Source organism: Streptomyces sp. NPDC107654, assembly GCF_055639035.1.
Genome location: NZ_JBVKBI010000014.1, coordinates 102,526 through 118,269, shown reverse-complemented (window position 1 = coordinate 118,269; position 15,744 = coordinate 102,526). Strand labels below are relative to the sequence as shown.

At 74.3% G+C, this 15,744-nt stretch carries 15 protein-coding genes; 6 read left to right on the top strand and 9 right to left on the bottom strand.

All coding sequences use genetic code 11. The features are described 5' to 3' along the window. Positions 1-4 precede the first annotated feature (4 nt). Genes ACZ7N4_RS24370 through ACZ7N4_RS24360 form a run of 3 tightly spaced genes read left to right on the top strand, consistent with a single transcriptional unit; the run spans position 5 to position 2,677 of the window. On the top strand, positions 5-1,321 hold the full coding sequence (locus ACZ7N4_RS24370; RefSeq protein ID WP_471361464.1) for a jacalin-like lectin: 1,317 nt from the start codon (positions 5-7) through the stop codon (positions 1,319-1,321). 56 nt (positions 1,322-1,377) lie between these two features. Then, positions 1,378-1,968 (top strand): TetR/AcrR family transcriptional regulator, encoded by a 591-nt coding sequence (locus tag ACZ7N4_RS24365; protein ID WP_471361246.1) that lies wholly within the window; start codon positions 1,378-1,380, stop codon positions 1,966-1,968. Next, a complete protein-coding gene (locus tag ACZ7N4_RS24360; RefSeq protein WP_471361243.1) occupies positions 1,961-2,677 on the top strand; it encodes an alpha/beta fold hydrolase in 717 nt (238 codons plus the stop codon). The genes ACZ7N4_RS24365 and ACZ7N4_RS24360 overlap by 8 nt, the downstream gene beginning before the upstream one ends. Here ACZ7N4_RS24360 and ACZ7N4_RS24355 read toward each other — a convergent pair. From ACZ7N4_RS24355 to ACZ7N4_RS24340, 4 genes are all read right to left on the bottom strand, one after another. Then, positions 2,593-3,423, bottom strand: a complete 831-nt coding sequence (locus tag ACZ7N4_RS24355) for an isocitrate lyase/PEP mutase family protein (protein ID WP_471361241.1) — start codon at positions 3,421-3,423, stop codon at positions 2,593-2,595. The two genes, ACZ7N4_RS24360 and ACZ7N4_RS24355, sit on opposite strands and share 85 nt — an antisense overlap. A 76-nt stretch (positions 3,424-3,499) precedes the next feature. Next, positions 3,500-5,227 carry a DUF2264 domain-containing protein gene (locus tag ACZ7N4_RS24350; RefSeq protein ID WP_471361462.1) on the bottom strand — a complete coding sequence of 576 codons (1,728 nt, stop codon included), beginning with the start codon at positions 5,225-5,227 and terminating at the stop codon, positions 3,500-3,502. Positions 5,228-5,436: 209 nt separating this feature from the next. Further along, on the bottom strand, positions 5,437-6,846 hold the full coding sequence (locus ACZ7N4_RS24345; protein WP_471361238.1) for an RICIN domain-containing protein: 1,410 nt from the start codon (positions 6,844-6,846) through the stop codon (positions 5,437-5,439). 1 nt (position 6,847) lies between these two features. Then, positions 6,848-7,936, bottom strand: coding sequence for a glycoside hydrolase family 43 protein (locus tag ACZ7N4_RS24340; protein ID WP_471361236.1), 1,089 nt, complete (start codon positions 7,934-7,936; stop codon positions 6,848-6,850). Positions 7,937-8,397: 461 nt separating this feature from the next. On the opposite strand from ACZ7N4_RS24340, the gene mmuM reads away from it, so the two are divergent. After that, on the top strand, positions 8,398-9,324 hold the full coding sequence (gene mmuM, locus ACZ7N4_RS24335) for a homocysteine S-methyltransferase (protein ID WP_471361233.1): 927 nt from the start codon (positions 8,398-8,400) through the stop codon (positions 9,322-9,324). Positions 9,325-9,514: 190 nt separating this feature from the next. Here the strand turns inward: mmuM and ACZ7N4_RS24330 are convergent, their stop codons facing one another. Further along, complete coding sequence (locus ACZ7N4_RS24330) at positions 9,515-11,086, bottom strand: carboxylesterase/lipase family protein (protein WP_471361230.1); 1,572 nt, start codon at positions 11,084-11,086, stop codon at positions 9,515-9,517. Between the two features lie 433 nt (positions 11,087-11,519). On the opposite strand from ACZ7N4_RS24330, the gene ACZ7N4_RS24325 reads away from it, so the two are divergent. Then, positions 11,520-12,533, top strand: a complete 1,014-nt coding sequence (locus tag ACZ7N4_RS24325; protein ID WP_471361228.1) for a hydroxyacid dehydrogenase — start codon at positions 11,520-11,522, stop codon at positions 12,531-12,533. A gap of 291 nt (positions 12,534-12,824) precedes the next feature. Beyond that, positions 12,825-13,028 (top strand): hypothetical protein, encoded by a 204-nt coding sequence (locus tag ACZ7N4_RS24320; RefSeq protein WP_471361225.1) that lies wholly within the window; start codon positions 12,825-12,827, stop codon positions 13,026-13,028. 82 nt (positions 13,029-13,110) lie between these two features. Here ACZ7N4_RS24320 and ACZ7N4_RS24315 read toward each other — a convergent pair whose 3' ends face one another. From ACZ7N4_RS24315 to ACZ7N4_RS24300, 4 genes are all read right to left on the bottom strand, one after another. Continuing rightward, the gene (locus tag ACZ7N4_RS24315; RefSeq protein ID WP_471361222.1) at positions 13,111-13,389 is read right to left on the bottom strand and encodes a hypothetical protein; all 279 of its coding nucleotides are present in this window, start codon (positions 13,387-13,389) and stop codon (positions 13,111-13,113) included. Beyond that, the gene (locus ACZ7N4_RS24310; RefSeq protein ID WP_471361220.1) at positions 13,386-14,249 is read right to left on the bottom strand and encodes an isocitrate lyase/PEP mutase family protein; all 864 of its coding nucleotides are present in this window, start codon (positions 14,247-14,249) and stop codon (positions 13,386-13,388) included. Before ACZ7N4_RS24310 ends, ACZ7N4_RS24315 begins: the two co-directional genes overlap by 4 nt. 159 nt (positions 14,250-14,408) lie before the next feature. After that, on the bottom strand, positions 14,409-15,065 hold the full coding sequence (locus ACZ7N4_RS24305; protein ID WP_471361217.1) for a ThuA domain-containing protein: 657 nt from the start codon (positions 15,063-15,065) through the stop codon (positions 14,409-14,411). A gap of 67 nt (positions 15,066-15,132) precedes the next feature. After that, positions 15,133-15,702: a membrane lipoprotein gene (locus tag ACZ7N4_RS24300; RefSeq protein WP_471361214.1), complete on the bottom strand. Its 570-nt coding sequence runs from the start codon at positions 15,700-15,702 to the stop codon at positions 15,133-15,135. Positions 15,703-15,744: the final 42 nt, after the last annotated feature.

Here is a 15,744-nt window from a genome sequence, read left to right as displayed (position 1 = left end):
ACCCATGGGACGACTCCTCGGCACGCTCGCCGCCGGCCTGCTGGCCGCGTCCGGGCTCACCGCCTCGACCGGTACCGCACAGGCCGCCGAACCCGGCGGGTTCAGTGTCCTGACGTACAACGTGGCCGGGCTCCCGGAGGGCCTCAGCTCCAGCCATCCGGCCACCAACACCCCGTTGATCTCGCCGAGGTTGACGGGATACGACATCGTCAACGTCCAGGAGGACTTCAACTACCACGCGGCGCTCTACGCCGGCGACCACCACCCCTACCGCACGGCGACCAGCGGCGGCGCGGGCTTCGGCGACGGCCTCAACACCCTCTCCGACCTCCCGTTCGAGGACGTCGAGCGGGTGAGGTGGAACGACTGCGCCGGCACCGACTGCCTGACCCCGAAGGGCTTCACCCTGGCCCGGGTACGGCTCGCCGAGGGCGTCTACGTCGACCTGTACAACCTCCACCCCAACGCCGGCGACACCGCCGACGCCCTGGCCGCGCGCCGCGCCGGCATCGCGCAGCTGTCGGCCTTCGTCCGGGTCAACTCGGCGGGCAACGCGGTGATCGTCATGGGGGACACCAACACCCGGTACACCCGCGCCGGCGACACGATCCGCACCCTCGTCACCGACAACGGCCTGACCGACGCCTGGGTACGGCTGGTCAAGGGCGGTACGGCCCCCGCCCAGGGCGCCGACCCGCTGCTGTGCCCGGCGTCCGCGCCGCCCGACGACTGCGAGGTGGTCGACAAGGTCCTGTACCGCGGCAGCGCCCTGATCTCCCTGACCGCGACCCGCTACCACGACGCGTGGGCGTCGTTCCTCGACGCGGCCGGCGGCAACCTCTCCGACCACTTCCCGCACACCGTCGACTTCTCCTACACACCGAACCCGAAGCTCCGGGCGAGCGACTTCTTCGGCGGCCCGCACGGCACGGCCTTCAACGACGCCGACGACCTCCCCGCGGCCCCGTCCCCGCGCACCCTCACCCTGCGCGGCGGCAGCCGCCTGGACGCCGTGTCCCTCACCCTCGACGGCGGTACGACCCTCGCCCACGGCGGCACCGGCGGCACGGCCGCCTCCCTCACCCTGGCCGCCGGCGAACACCTCACCTCGGTGAAGCTCGCCGAGGGCCGGAAGGACGGTCGCACCCGCCTCTTCTCGGCCGCCTTCGCCACCGACCGGGGCCGCACCCTCTCGGCGGGCACCCCGACCACCGACACCACCACCTTCACGGCCCCCGGCGGCTGGCAGATCGTGGGCTTCACCGGCCGCTCGGGCGAGGAGGTCGACAAGCTGGGGGTGCTGTACGCGCCGATCGGCTGACACCCGATTCCTAGATACTCTAGGCTGACACCTAGGCGTTCTAGGGAGGTGGGCGTATGGCCCGGGCAGGGCTCAGTGCCGAGCGGGTGGTGGCGGGGGCCGCGGACCTGGCGGACGAGGCCGGGTTCGAGAACCTCAGCGTCTCCGCGCTGGCCCGGCGCTTCGGCGTCAAGGACGCGAGCCTCTACTCGCACGTCCGCAATCTGCAGGACCTGCGCACCCGGCTCGCGCTGTTCGCGGGCGGTGAGCTGATCGACCGGATCGCGGCGGCCGTGGCCGGCCGGGCGGGCAAGGAGGCGCTGACGGCGTTCGCCGGCGCCTACCGGGACTACGCCCTGGAGCACCCCGGCCGGTACGCGGCCACCCAGATCCGCGTCGACCAGGCCCTGATCGCCGACTCCCCCGCCCTGCGCCGCACCGCGCAGATCACCTACGGGATGCTGCGCGCCTACGGTCTCCGGGAACCGGACCTGACGGACGCCGTCCGCCTGCTGCGCAGCACCTTCCACGGCTACTGCGTGCTGGAGGGCGCGGGCGGCTTCGGCGCGGACCGGGACGTACGGGCCTCCTGGGACAAGGCGGTCGACGCCCTGCACCTCGCCCTCATCCACTGGCCGCGCGAGAACGGGGAACGCACCGATGACTGACACACCGCACTACGACGTCACGGGCCGCGGTCCCGTGCTGCTGCTCGTACCGGGCGGTGCCGGGCACCCGATGGGCCTCGGACCCCTCACCGAGCGGCTGGCCAGGCGCTTCACCGTGGTGACGTACGACCCGTTGGGCCTCGCGCACGGCAGGCTCGGCGCGCCGGTCGCCGAGCAACGCGTCGCGGACTGGAGCGAGGGCGCACGGCGGGTGCTGGAGGAGGTGCTGCCGGCGGGCGCGCCGGCATCCGTGTTCGGGACCAGTTCCGGCGGCATCGCGGTCCTGGACCTGCTCGTCCGGTACCCCGGACGGCTGGCGCACGTGGTCGCGCACGAGCCGCCGTGCGTGACCGTCCTGCCGGACGGGGCGGCGCGGCGGGCCGAGCTGGTCGACCGGCTCCGAGGGCCCGGACGGCCGCCCGCCGAGGGCGACTCGGCGACCCCCATGGGTGTCTTCCTCGACCGGGTGCTGTGCCCGTTCACCGCGTACGTGCCCGCCGCCGCCCCGCCCCCGGGCCGGCTCACCCTCGCCGCCGGAACCGGTTCGCGCGGGCAGCTCCTGCACCGCACGGCCGAGTTCCTCGCCGGACGGCTGGGGTGCGCGTTCACCGAGTTCCCGGGCGGTCATCTGGGCACGCTGGAGAACCCCGTGGAGTTCGCCGACGCGCTCACCGAGGCACTGCGCTCCAGTGCGCGGACGTCGGCGTAGGACGGGGTCGTACCGCCCGGGGTCCGCCCGGCCGCGATGCCGGCCACGGCGTCGAGGGCCGCGCCGAGCGCCCGCCGGTACAGCAGCGAGCCGAGGCTGACGCGGCGCACGCCGAGGTCGGCGAGGCGGGCGAGGGTGGGGCCGGCGGGCGCGTACAGGACGTTGAGCGGGACGGCGGTGTGCCGGACCAGGGCGGCGATGCGCCCGGGATCGGTCACGCCCGGGACGAAGACCCCGTCGGCGCCCGCCTCCTGGTAGGCGTCGAGCCGGCGCAGGGTGTCCCTCTCGTCTCCGTCACCCGACCAGTACGTGTCCGTGCGGGCGTTGACGAAGAGACCGGGCACGGCGGCCTTCACGGCGGCGATCTTCGCCGCGTGCCGGCCGGCCGGGCCCAGGCCGTCCTCCAGGTTGACGCCGACGGCGCCCGCGGCCCACAACTCCCGGGCGAGGGCGGCGACTTCGTCCGGATCGTCGCTGAAGCCGTTCTCGGCGTCGACGGAGAGGAGCCACGGCCCGGAGCCGAGGGTCAGGGCGAGCCGGACGGTGTGCTCGCGGGTCGCCGCCTCCCCGTCGGGCAGGCCGACGGCCGCCGCGACCGCCAGGCTCGTCGTGGCGATCGCCGGGAACCCGTGGGCGGCCAGGGCGGCGGCCGAGGCGTGGTCCCAGGCGTTGGGCAGCAGCAGCGGCTCGTCCGGACGGTGGTGGAGGCCGGCGAAGGAGGGGGCCGTGGCGGGCTCTGCGGTCATACGGTCACGCTAGACCCCGGACGGTTCGGTGCCGGCCGAACCGTCCGGCGTCCCTCGGTCCTCGTCCCTCCCCCGGTCAGTGCGGCACCACCGACCACGCCTCGGCCGTCGCGCCGTCCGGCGCCGTGAACCGGAAGGCGGCGCTCCCGCCGGCGGACCAGCTCACCCGCACCTCGTGGCCCGGCTTCCCGGCGCCGTCCGCCCGCACCGCCACGGACACCAGCTCCGCGAGCGGCAACGGGTCCGGCTCCCCGGTGAGCCGGGCCAGCGCGACGAAGAGCGTGGCCCCGCCGTCCCCGGTCACCCCGGTCAGCTCCGCCGACAGGCCGGACACCGGGACGAGTTCGCTCCGTACGCCCGGCGCGTCCGGCCAGCCCGTCACCCGCACCGTGGTCCCGGCCGCCGCACCCGCCACCAGGTGCGCGCGCACCTCCACGGCACCCCGGACCACCACCAGGCTGGTGACGGTGGCCCCGCTGCCCGCGGTGTGCCGGGAGGCGATCCACCCCTCGCCCGTGCCGAGCGGCTCGATGCCCGTACGGCTCGGATCACCGCCGACGATCACGCTGTTGTCGTACGACGGCACGGGCGCGGTGGCGGTCGAATAGGCGAGCCGGGTGTAGTGGGGGTCGTAGCGGACGTCCTCGCTGCCGTGATTGTGCAGCCGGACCAGTCCGTCCGAACGGGTCGACTGCAGCAGCCAGTTGGGGACGGGCACGGGGTGTGCCGCGTCGGCGCGGTCGGCCGGTCCGGGCTGCTCCGGCGCCGTCCAGACCTCGTGTTCCGGCGGCAGCAGCAGGCCGAGGAAGCCCTTGCTCGCCCAGTACGGCGAGGCGGGCCCCGAGTAGTTCTGCACCAGGGACTCGTCCGGGCCGAGCCAGCCGAGCGGCAGCAGGCCCCGCTCGTCGACCGCACCGCCGTCGAGGAAGTACCGCAGCGCGCCGGAGGCCAGGCGCCGGGTCTCGCCCGGGGGCAGGGGTGTGTGTCCGGTGAGGGCGCCGAGCCAGAGCGGGGCCGTCGTCGCGAAGCGGTAGGTCAGGGAACGGCCCTGGCGCACCGGGGCGCCGTCGGCGCCGAAAAGGCGGGCGTGGTCGGCGAGGTGGCGGGAGAGCCGCCGGCCGTACCGGTCCAGCAGATCGCCGTCGTCGGCCAGCCAGGCGTGGAGGACCGTGTACAGGTGCATGGCCCAGCCGTTGTAGTAGTCGAACTTCCGGCCGTCGCCGTCGGTGTACCAGCCGTCGCCGAGGTACCAGTCCTCGATCCGCTCCAGTCCCCGGTCGACCGCCTTCCGCGCCGCCTCCTCCCGGTGGCCGGTCTCCAGGAGGAAGCCGCCGACGGTGACCGGGAACAACTCCCAGTTACAGGGCCAGGGTTCGGCGGTGAGCGCGTCCGCGAGCCAGGCGGCGGTCCGCTCGCGTACCGCGTCGTCCAGGCGGTCCCAGAGCAGCGGCCGGGTGAGCCGCAGGGCGAGCGCGACGGAGGCGGACTCGACCAGCGGCTGGCTGCGGTCCGTGATCCGCGGCCAGACCCCGCCGGGTCCGGCCGCCAGGCCCTCGGCGTACCGGCCGAGCGCGGTCTCGTCGCGGCGGAACGCGGCCAGCAGCAGCGTGCGGGCGTAGCCTTCGAGCCCGTCGGAGAGCCGGCCGGAGTGGCTCACCCGGGTGCCGGGCAAGTGGTAGAGGGCGCGGTCGGGGGTGGCGTACGGCTCGACGGCGGTGAGGAGGGCATCGGCGGCGGCTTCCCAGTGGGCGCGGGTGTAGCCGGTGCGGGGGCTGGTCGCGCGGTCGTCGGCGGGCAGTCGGATCACGGTGGTGGTCTTCCTTCCTGACGGGACCTGGGACGCCCCGGTTCCGGTCGGGGCGCCCCAGGGCTTCATCCCACCCGCACGGCGCCCTCGGGCACCAGATGCCGGGCGAGGAGTTCGTCGCGGTGTCCACTTCCGGCTCGCCGCCGCGCACACCCTGAGAATCGGGGTGACGACGGCCCGCGACCGGCCTGCTCGCCTGACGCACCTCAGCTGCCGCGCGTCCACTGCTGGTTGGTGCCGCCGTTGCAGGCGTAGGTGATGATCGCGGCCGAGTCGGCGGTGGACCCGCCGGACACGTCCAGGCACTCGCCGCTCGCGCGGGACCTGACGGTGACGTACGAGCCGGCGGCGGTGAGAGACCACTGCTGGCCGGTGACGCCGGTGCAGTTCTCCTGGGTGACGTCGCCCGCGTTCTCCTGGAGGCACAGGGAACTGCCCCGGCCCACCAGCGCCCGGTAGCCGTTGCCCAGGTCCTTGAACCACCACTTCTGGTTGGCGCCGCCGTTGCAGGTGTACTGGTGGACGGCGACGCCCTGCCACAGGGACCGGCTCGGCACGTCGGCGCACTTGGCGCTGTGCCGGGCGATCAGCGTGTCGTAGGTGGCGTTCGTGCCGGTGACCGTCCCGGCGGTGGTGTCCACGGTGATCTCGGGGTACCAGGACATGCTCATCGAGGTGGAGGTCGGGAAGGTCAGCGGCAGCCAGACGTACCGGGAGTCGTTGACCTCGCCGCCGAAGGAGTTGCCCCAGCGGTCGCCCAGGTACAGGTACGAGGTGCCGGAACTCCCCTGCACGGGAAGGACGTAGGCGGTCTGGGAGCCGTAGGCGGTGGAGTCGCCGACCTTCCGCCAGGAGGTCCAGGGGCCGGCGAGGGAGGTGGCGGTGGCGTACTGCTGCTGGTTGGGGTTCCAGCCGGTGGCGCCCGACGTCAGCATGAAGTACACCCCGCCCCGCCTGAACAGGGCGGGTGCCTCGCGGTGGCCGCCGGGCCAGGGGTTGGCGACCAGGCCGGCGATGCCGGTGTAGTCGGCGGTGAGCCGGTAGATGTGCAGGTCGTGGTTCTCGTTGGCGGCCGAGACCAGGTAGGCGGTGCCGTCGGTGTCCACGTACGCGGTCAGGTCGCGGGACATGTACTGGCCGAGCGGGCGGAAACTGCCCTGGTAGGCGTAGCTGCCGTCGACCGTGTCGGAGACGGCGACGGCGGCGCGCGCCTCGCTGTAGTCGGTGCCGTTCTCCTTGTGCATCCACATCACGAACTTGCCGGTGGCCGCGTTGTGGACGACCTTCGGGCGTTCGATGTAGGCGGTGGCCAGTTCGGGGGCGGAGGACCGGGTCAGGACGTGGGCGCGGAACTCCCAGTTCTTCAGGTCGGTGGAGCGGTAGGCGTCCACGGACCGGAAGGTGTTGTCGCCGCCCCGGTCCTCGCCGAACCAGTAGTAGTAGCCGCCGGCCTTGACGACTCCGCCGCCGTGGGCGTGCACCGGATCTCCCGACGCGTCGGTGAACCGCGTGCCGTTGGCGATCGTCTGCGGTGCCGCCTGGGCCGGTCCGGACGTCGCCAGTGCGGCGCCGAGGGCGCAGCACAGGGCGAGCAGGATCGCGTACGCGCGTCTCATCTCAGGCACCCTCCTGCACGGTGTCGGCCACGGGGACGCCGAAGTCCGGGGTGCCGTCAGGCTTCCAGCCGAGCTTCTGGATCCGGGTGTGCCGGTTGGGGTCCTGCAGCGGGTCGCCGGTGATCTCCTTGTACTGGCGGGCGTGGTAGACGAGGACGTCGGTACGGCCGTCCTCGGCGACGGTGAAGCAGTTGTGTCCGGGGCCGTACTGCCGCGTGGTGTCGTTGCCGGTGAAGACCGGGACGGGCGACTTGCTCCAACTCCGCGCGTCCATGGGGTCGCTGTGCATGTCGGCGGTGAGCAGGCCCATGCAGTAGTGCCAGTCGGTGGCGCCGGCCGAGTAGGTGAGGAACATTCGGCCGTTGCGTTGGAGGACGTACGGGCCCTCGTTGACCTTGTAGCCGACGCACTCCCAGTCGTACTCGGGCGTGGACAGCCGGACCTGGGGGCCGGTCAGCGTCCACGGGTCGGCCATCTTCGAGATCCACAGCGCGGTGTTGTTGTCCATGCCCGGCTCATGCTGGGCCCACACCAGGTAGCGGGTGCCACCGTGCTTGAAGGTGGTGGCGTCGAGGGAGAAGGTCTCCCACGCGGTCTTGATCTGGCCCCGCTCCACCCACGTGCCCCGGAAGGGGTCGGCGTGGGAGTTCTCCAGCACCCAGATGCGGATGGCCCACACGTCCTCGGCGGGGGCCGAGGCGAAGTAGACGTACCACTTGCCGCCGATCCGGTGCAGCTCCGGCGCCCAGATGTGCGCGCCCATCGGACCGGTCGCGTGCGCCCGCCAGATCACCGACTCGGCGGCCGTGGACAGGCCGTTCAGGGTCCGGGCGCGGCGCAGCACGATGCGGTCGTACTCGGGGACGGTCGCCGTGAAGTAGTAGTGGCCGTCCATGTGCCGGGTGATGTGCGGGTCGGCGCGCTGGAGGACGAGGGGGTTCACGTAGGGGGCCGCCCTGCCGGACGCGGACGGGGACGGGGACGCGAGCGCGGGGGACGCGGAGGTGGCCGCCAGGGCGCCGGCGGCCGCGGCGCCCTTCAACAGCAGGCGGCGGGCGGGGGACGGGGGGAGGTGGGGGTCGCGGCTCATGCGGACCGCCTCTCGATGACGAAGCGTATGATCGATATTTCGAACATCATCTGCCATTCCGAACGCCGAAAAGGTAAGGGCGAGCCGCGAGAGGGTCAATGGGCCGGGAGGGAGGAAGGGCGAGGCGCGGAGGAGCAAGGCGAGGAAGGGCAAGGCGAGGAAGAGCGCGGCGAGGTCGCGGGACGGGCCGGCCGGGCGGACCCGGGCGCGGGACCCCGGACGAGCCAGGACGACCGGGCCGCGGAGAACGGAGGGGCAACGGGGCGGCGGCGATCGAAGCGCGGGCGCCCACATGCCGGTCGTTCCGGTCGATCTGGTCGACCCGTTCACGAACGGTACGCACCGACTGCCCCGCCCTCGCCGCCCCGCACTCGGTTTGCGCAGGTCAGACGGAACATGGCGGCTGCTCACCCACTGGACACCGGGGCCCGTCGCCGCCGCGCTTCGACTAGCGTCGTGACATGACCAGCGACACCTCCCCCAGCCTCGCCGACGCCCTCGCCGCCGGGGCCGTCGTGCTCGACGGCGGCATGTCCAACCAGCTGGAGTCGGCCGGACACGACCTGAGTGACGAGCTGTGGTCGGCGCGGCTGCTCGCCGAACGGCCCGAAGCGGTCACCGAGGCCCACCTCGCCTACTTCCTCGCCGGCGCGAGCGTGGCGATCACCTCCAGCTACCAGGCCACCTTCGAGGGCTTCGGCAAGCGCGGCATCGGACGGGACGAGGCCGCGCGGCTGCTCGGGCTGAGCGTGGAACTGGCCGGGGAAGCGGCCCGGCAGGCCCACGCGGCGGGTGTCGCGCGCCCGCTGTGGGTGGCCGCGTCGGTCGGGCCGTACGGGGCGATGCTCGCGGACGGCTCCGAGTACCGGGGCCGCTACGGGCTGGGCGTGGCCGAACTGGAGCGGTTCCACCGGCCGCGGATGGAGGCGCTGGCCGCCGCCGCGCCGGACGTCCTGGCCCTGGAGACCGTCCCGGACGCCGACGAGGCCGCCGCGCTGCTGCGGGCGGTGCGCGGGCTCGGGGTGCCGGCCTGGCTGTCGTACACCGTCGACGGCCTGCGGACGAGGGCCGGACAGCCCCTGGAGGAGGCGTTCGGTCTCGCCGCCGACGCGGACGAGGTGATCGCGGTCGGTGTCAACTGCTGCGCGCCGGAGGACGTGCGGGACGCGGTGGAGATCGCGGCGCGCGTCACCGGCAAGCCCGTCGTGGTGTACCCCAACAGCGGGGAGGCCTGGGACGCCGACGCACGGGCCTGGCGCGGGCACGGCACGTTCGGCGCCGAGCAGGTCGAGGCGTGGCGGGAGGCGGGGGCGCGGTTGATCGGGGGCTGCTGCCGGGTGGGGCCGGAGGCGATCGGCGCGATCGCGGGGGCGCTGGGCACGGTGTGAGCGGCATGCTGGCGCCGGCGGGGATGCGCGGCGGGGGCCGGGTGGGCGGGGTGTGCCCGCCCGTGCTGCGAGCGCGGTGGGCGCGGGCACCCCTGCCCGGGTGTACGGGCCGTGCGCGAACCGGAGGCCTGCGGGGAGCCGGTCGGCCGGCTGTGCCGGCCGGGCCGGTGCCGTGCCGGTGCGAGGCGGCTCAGCGGCGCAGCGTGGTGCCCACCGAGCGGCGCAGCCGGCGCATCGCGGCGGCGAGTTCGGCGCCGGGGGCCCGGGGCACGGAAGACCGCGGGGGCTCCGGAAGCGCGGGCGCGGCCGACCACAGGGCGACCTCCGCGTCCCGGGGGCCGTACGCGGTGTGCGGGACGCCGTCGCCGAAGACCCGCACCGGGTGGGTGGCGTCCCAGGCCGCCCAGCCGGGGTCCCCGGCCGTCGCGAACCGCACCCAGGCGGCGTGCATCGCGTCGGACAGCTCCTGCGGGGCGCCTTCGCCGGCCAGCCGCTTCGACTCGGGCGCGTCCCCGGTGCCGAAGACGAACCCCAGCTCCAGGGCGTGGCAGGCGCCCAGGCCCGGGAGGCGGGACGGCCAGGCGAACTCGTACGCGTAGGACGTGCCGGGGCGGGCGTCGGCGAGCCGGTGCAGCGGCACCCGCAGCACGTGGTCGGTGATCATCTGGCCGACGATCTCGGCGGTCCCGGCGTCGGGGTGCAGCGCACGGTAGCCGCGCGGGATCTCGTGGCCGGCGCGGCAGCGGGCCATGGCGGCGGCCAGGGCGACCGCGCCGAGCCGGTCGACGCGCTCCAGCAGCCCGCCCGGCACCAGCCACAGCCGGTACTCGTCCCGGGTCCAGCCCATGAGCAGTTCGACGTCCCGGGCGGCGGCGCCCTCGGCCAGCGCCTTCAGCGGGTCGCGGGGCACGAGGTCGCCGTCGACGACGATGCCGAACGCCGGTCCGCCCAGCACCGGGCCGCTGAGCCGGGCGGCCTCGGCCTGGGTGCGCAGCAGGAGTTCGCGGTCGACGGCGGCGAACGCCTCGGCGGTGGCGGGGACGCGGAGCCGGGTGGCCATCCGGCGCACCATCCGCCGTACCTTCTCGCGGTCGACGACCTCGGGCGGGCCGCTCTGCAGCACCGCCCGCCGGACCAGTCCCTGCGTCCGGGGCGCGGCGAGCAGGGCGCCCACGCTGATGGCACCGGCCGACTGGCCGCACAGGGTGATCCGGCCGGGGTCGCCGCCGAACGCCTCGATCGTCTCGTGCACCCAGCACAGGGCGGCGAGCTGATCGCGCAGGCCGGGGTTCGGGGGCGCGTCCGGGAACAGTCCGTAGCCCTCCACCCCCAGCCGGTAGTTGACCGAGACGCAGACGACGCCGTCGCGCGCGAAGGCGCTGCCGTCGTACACCGATACCGCCGAGGAGCCCCTGGTCAGCGCGCCGCCGTGCAGCCAGACCAGCACCGGGAGCCGCGCGCCGGGCCCCGGCTCGGGGGTCCAGACGTTGAGGTTGAGGCAGTCGTCGCCGGGGATCACCGGATCGGACAGGTACGGGGCGAAGGCCTCGGAGTACGGCGGTTTCGGCGCGGTCGGCCCGAACGCGCCGGCGTCCCGCACCCCGTCCCACGGCTCGGGCGGCCGGGGCGGGCGGAACCGGCGGGGGCCGAAGGGCGGGGCGGCGTACGGGATGCCGCGGAAGACCGCGACCCCCCGCTCGTACCGGCCGCGTACGGCTCCGTGGGGCGTTCTGACCACGGGGCCCGTCTGGTCTGCCGTCATCGCCCACCAGCCCTTCGCCGCGCGTGCAGTGTTCCTTCAGAGCACCACACCGGCCGGAGGTATTCCGGTGCGGCCCCGCCTGTGGGCCATGTGGCGTACATCAGGGCGCCGGAGCCCGGCCGGTCGCACCCGCCGGAGGCGGAGCCGTGGTCGCCGGGTAGTCACCGCCCCCGGGCCACCGAAGGGCACATCCGTGCGACGCACGTGTCATCGAAGTGGGGACGCCGGACGCAGTGGTGGCTGAGACGGCGGGGGCTCCTCACCGAGGCCGTGGTGCACGGGTCGCGGGCAGGTCGAACGCGGCGCGGTCGCATGTAGTCGGCGGCGTCGGGGAACTGCCGCCCGGCATCCGACGATTGACCCGTCGTTCCCGGCGGATCTACGGTAGAAGGCGCTTTCTGAAAGTGTTTCCACGCCGTTCGTCAGGGGAGCCATGCCCAGCCCTCAGCCGCCGCGGGCCGTGTTCGCGATGGATCCGGTACACCTCCCGCTGCTCTTCCCCCCGCCGCTCATGGACCGGCTGAGGCGGACGGCCGACCTCGACCCGGCGCTCGTCGTACGGGACTTCGCCGATCCGGCGGTGGCCGGCACCCTGGCCGCGGCCGAGGTCCTGATCACCGGTTGGGGCTGCCCGCCCCTGGACGGCGGCGTCCTGGCCGCCGCCCCCGGGCTGCGGGCCGTCCTGCACGCCGCGGGTTCGGTCCGTTCCCTGGTCGGCGAGGCCCTGTGGAAACACGGCGTCACCGTGTCCAGCGCGGTCACCGGCAACGCCCTGCCGGTGGCGGAGTACACCCTCGCGATGATCCTGCTCGCCGGCAAGGACGCCTTCGGCCACCGCGAGCGCTACCGCCGCACCCACGCCCGGCCGACCCCCGCCGAGACCGCGGCCACCGGCAACCTCGGCCGCCGCGTCGGGGTCGTCGGCGCCTCCCGGGTGGGCCGCCGACTCCTCGAGCTGCTCCGGCCGTTCGACCTCACGGTGCTGCTGTACGACCCCTATGTGAACCCCGCCGAGGCCGCCGCCCTGGGAGCGGAACCACTGCCGCTGGACGAGCTGCTGGCGCGCAGCGACATCGTCACCCTGCACGCCCCCGACACCCCCGAGACCCACCACATGCTCGACCGCGCCCGGCTCGCCCTCGTCCGGGACGGGGGCGTGCTGATCAACACCGGGCGGGGTGCGCTGGTCGACCACGAGGCGCTGGCCGAGGAGCTGCTCTCAGGACGCCTGTCCGCGGTGCTCGACGTCACCGATCCCGAGCCGCTGCCCGCCGGTTCGCCGCTGTACCGGCTGCCCAACGTCTTCCTCACCCCGCACATCGCGGGCTCGCTCGGCAACGAGCTCGAGCGGCTGGGTGTGATCGTGGTGGAGGAACTGGAGCGGCTGGCAGAGGGGCTGCCGCCGCGACACGAGGTGCGGCACGCGGATCTGTCCCGGGTCGCCTGACACCGACGGTCCGCCGCCGACGGACCCGCCTGTCCGGAGCGGCCACGGGATACGGCTTCCGGCCCGCGTGAGCGGAGCCCGGGCCGGTGGGACCCGGCGGACACGAGCCGGGCCCGGTGGGGTCCGGGCAGCCGGGACCCGCGGCCGGCCGGGACCCGGGCAGCACCGCGCGGCCCCCGGCACGCCGCCCGGCCCGCGCCACCGTGCGGGCCGGGCGGCCGACCGCGTGACGCCGGAGGCCGGTTCCGGCACTCGGCGGTGACCCGCCCCCACGGAGATCGTTTGCCGGGCATGAACCACACCACGCGTACCGCCGCGGCCCTGGCCGCGGCCGCAGTCGCCCTGGTCACCGCCTACGGCTCGGCGCACGCCGCGGGCCGCATCCTCGCTCCCGGCCCGCACCGCGCCACCGTGGCCTCGCCCGCCGACGAGCACGACCCGAAGGAGGACGTCGAGTCGGACGAGAACGGCCGCCCCGACCTGACCGAGGACTGAGTCCCGGAAGGTGCCCGGCCGCGCGCGAACGGCCGGGCACCGCCCGCACGGGGTGCCCGGCCGCTCGGCTGCTCCCTGTCGTTCAGTCCTCCTCGCCCCGGTCGGCGCCGACGAGGGCCTCCACCACGTCCACGGCGCTGCCGTCGTGGTCGCTTCCGGCGGTGCCGCTGCCGGTCTGCGCGTTGGCCGTGCGGTCGACCTCCAGGATCGAGTCCGTCTCCGAGTTGTCGGTGCCGGTGCGCGAGTTGTCGATCACGGTGATCAGGCTTCCCCCCGAGGCGACGGCGGGTACGGCGCCGGCTCCGAGGAGCGCGACGGCGACCGCCGTGGCCACGCCGAACCGGGGCAGCGCACGGGTCACACGCCCACGCCTTCGGGGGCGAGCCGGTCGCGGGCGATGTTGCGCTCCAGCAGGCTGGTGGAGGCCTTCACGCCGACCCCGCTCGCGGGGTCCACCTCGGGCAGCCGGCCGTCGGCGGCCTTGAGGTCCGAGAGCGCGGAGTCCATCGCCTCGTGCGCGGCGAACAGGCAGGGGGTGCTGTAGATGGCGACGTCCACACCGAGGCTGGACAGTTCACCGAGGGACAGGCGGGGCGACTTGCCGCCGGCGATCTGGTTGAACAGCAGCGGCTTGTCCCCGACGACCTCGCGGATCCGCGCGATCCACTCGACGCTGCGCACCCCGTCGACCAGTACCACGTCGGCGTCGGTGGCCGCCAGGTGTTTGGCGCGGTGCAGGATGTCGTGCTCGTCGGTGGCGTCCGTACGGGCGACGACGACCAGGTCCTTGCGGGTCTCCAGGACCTTGTGCAGCTTCTCCAGGTACTCCTCCAGCGGCAGCACCTGCTTGCCGTCGGCGTGGCCGCAGCGGCGGGGTCGCTTCTGGTCCTCCAGGATCACCCCGGAGGCACCGATGCGTTCGAGTCCCTCGACGACATGGCAGGCGACCTCGGGGTCGACGTAGCCGTCGTCGATGTCGACCAGCAGGTGGTGGTGCGGGAACGCGCCCCGCAGCCGCTGGACGAAGGCCACCATGTCGGGCCAGGCGATGAATCCGATGTCCGGCAGTCCGTAGTACGAGGCCGCGAACCCGAAGCCCGAGACGAACATCCCGTCGTAGTGCTTGGCCGCGATCGACGCGGAGTACATGTCGTACACGCCGATCAGCGGTGTGGTCCCCGGCCCGGCGATGGCCTCGCGCAGCTTGTTCCCGTAAGTCAAGGTCCGGCTCCTCCTGTGGGTGGGTGACGCGGGCGGAAGAGGTGGCCGCCGCGTCCGGCGCCCTTTGCCAAGACAAGAGCATCTCTAGATAGTCACGTGACCATCCGCCTACGCCAGCTTTACTCACTCCAATGGCGGAACCGGTTCACCGCAGAAACGTCACTCGGCGAGCCGTCCCGCCCAGACGAGTCCGCCGTTCAGGTGGGTCAGGAAGACCGGGTCGCGGTAGGCGTCGGCGCGGTGGCCCAGGGCCGTGTAGAAGACGCGGCCGCCCGCGGGGCCGTGCTCACGGCACCAGGCCAGCGGATGGTCGGCGCCCATCCCGCCGCCCTCGTACGACGTCTCGTCGGCGCGCAGCAGCACCCGGGCGCCGACGCCCGGGGCGCGGTCGAAGTCGTACCACTCGTCGGTGAACCGCCACTCGGCCGGCAACCGCCGGGTGGCGGGATGGCCGGGGTCCGCGACGAGGATCCGGCCGGGCTGGCAGGCCGGGTGCCGGGTGAAGCGGGCGCCGAGGAGCTCGCCGTAGTACGGCCACCCGTACTCGGTGCAGGCCGCCGCGTGCACGCCGGCGAAGCCGCCGCCCGAGCCGACGTACCGCTCCAGCCGTGCGCGCCCGGCCGGGGTCAGTACGTCACCGCTGGTGGAGAGGAAGACCACGGCGGCGAAGCCGTCCAGCGGCCGTTCGAGGTCCGCGGGATCCTCGGTGTGCTCGACGGCGAACCGGCCTGACGCCCGGACGGCGGCGACGGCGTCCGGGATGGAGTCGTGACGGTAGTCGGCGGTGCGGGTGTACACGAGGAGACGAGGAGGCATGCCACGGCGCTCCGGGCGGACGGGCGCCCGCACGGCGGACGCGTTCGGCGAACAGTGGCCGGACCGGTCAACCTCCCTCGCCCACGTGGTTGTCGGGCGCTCCGTCCCCGTACGAGGGAAGGTCACCGCGCCGCACCGGGGCCGTGGCCGTGGGGGCCGGCGGCAGCAGGGCGGCGAGTTCCGCCGGCGTGGGACGGTGGACGGCGTCCGCGGCCCTGCGGAGCACACCGGACCCGAGCTTCTCGCCGTAGATCCGCACCACTCGGCCCTTCGCCGGTGCCAGGCAGGCGTAGCCCGCGGGGCAGTCGGCGGCGCTGCCCCGCTCGGCGTAGAGGTGGAGCACCGCACCGTCCTTCGCCCAGTACGCGGCGGAGAAACCGTCGTCCCCGTTCACCCCGACCGACTGCTGCGCGAGCGTGAAGCCCGGTACTTCCGTGACGTAGACCAGTTCCGGCGCGATGCCCAACGCCCGCAGCCGCGCGCCCGCTTCGGACTGCCGGACGGTGGCCGGCGGGGACTGCCGGGCGGTGGCCGGCGCCGGGCCCCGGGTGTCACCGGTGTCCGTCTTCTCGGTGCCGCACGCCGCGAGCAGTGCGGGGAGCAGGAGCAGCGGCAGGACGCGTGCGGTACGGATCATGTGCCCATGGTGCCGCACAGCCGTTCCCCGCGGTGGCCCCGG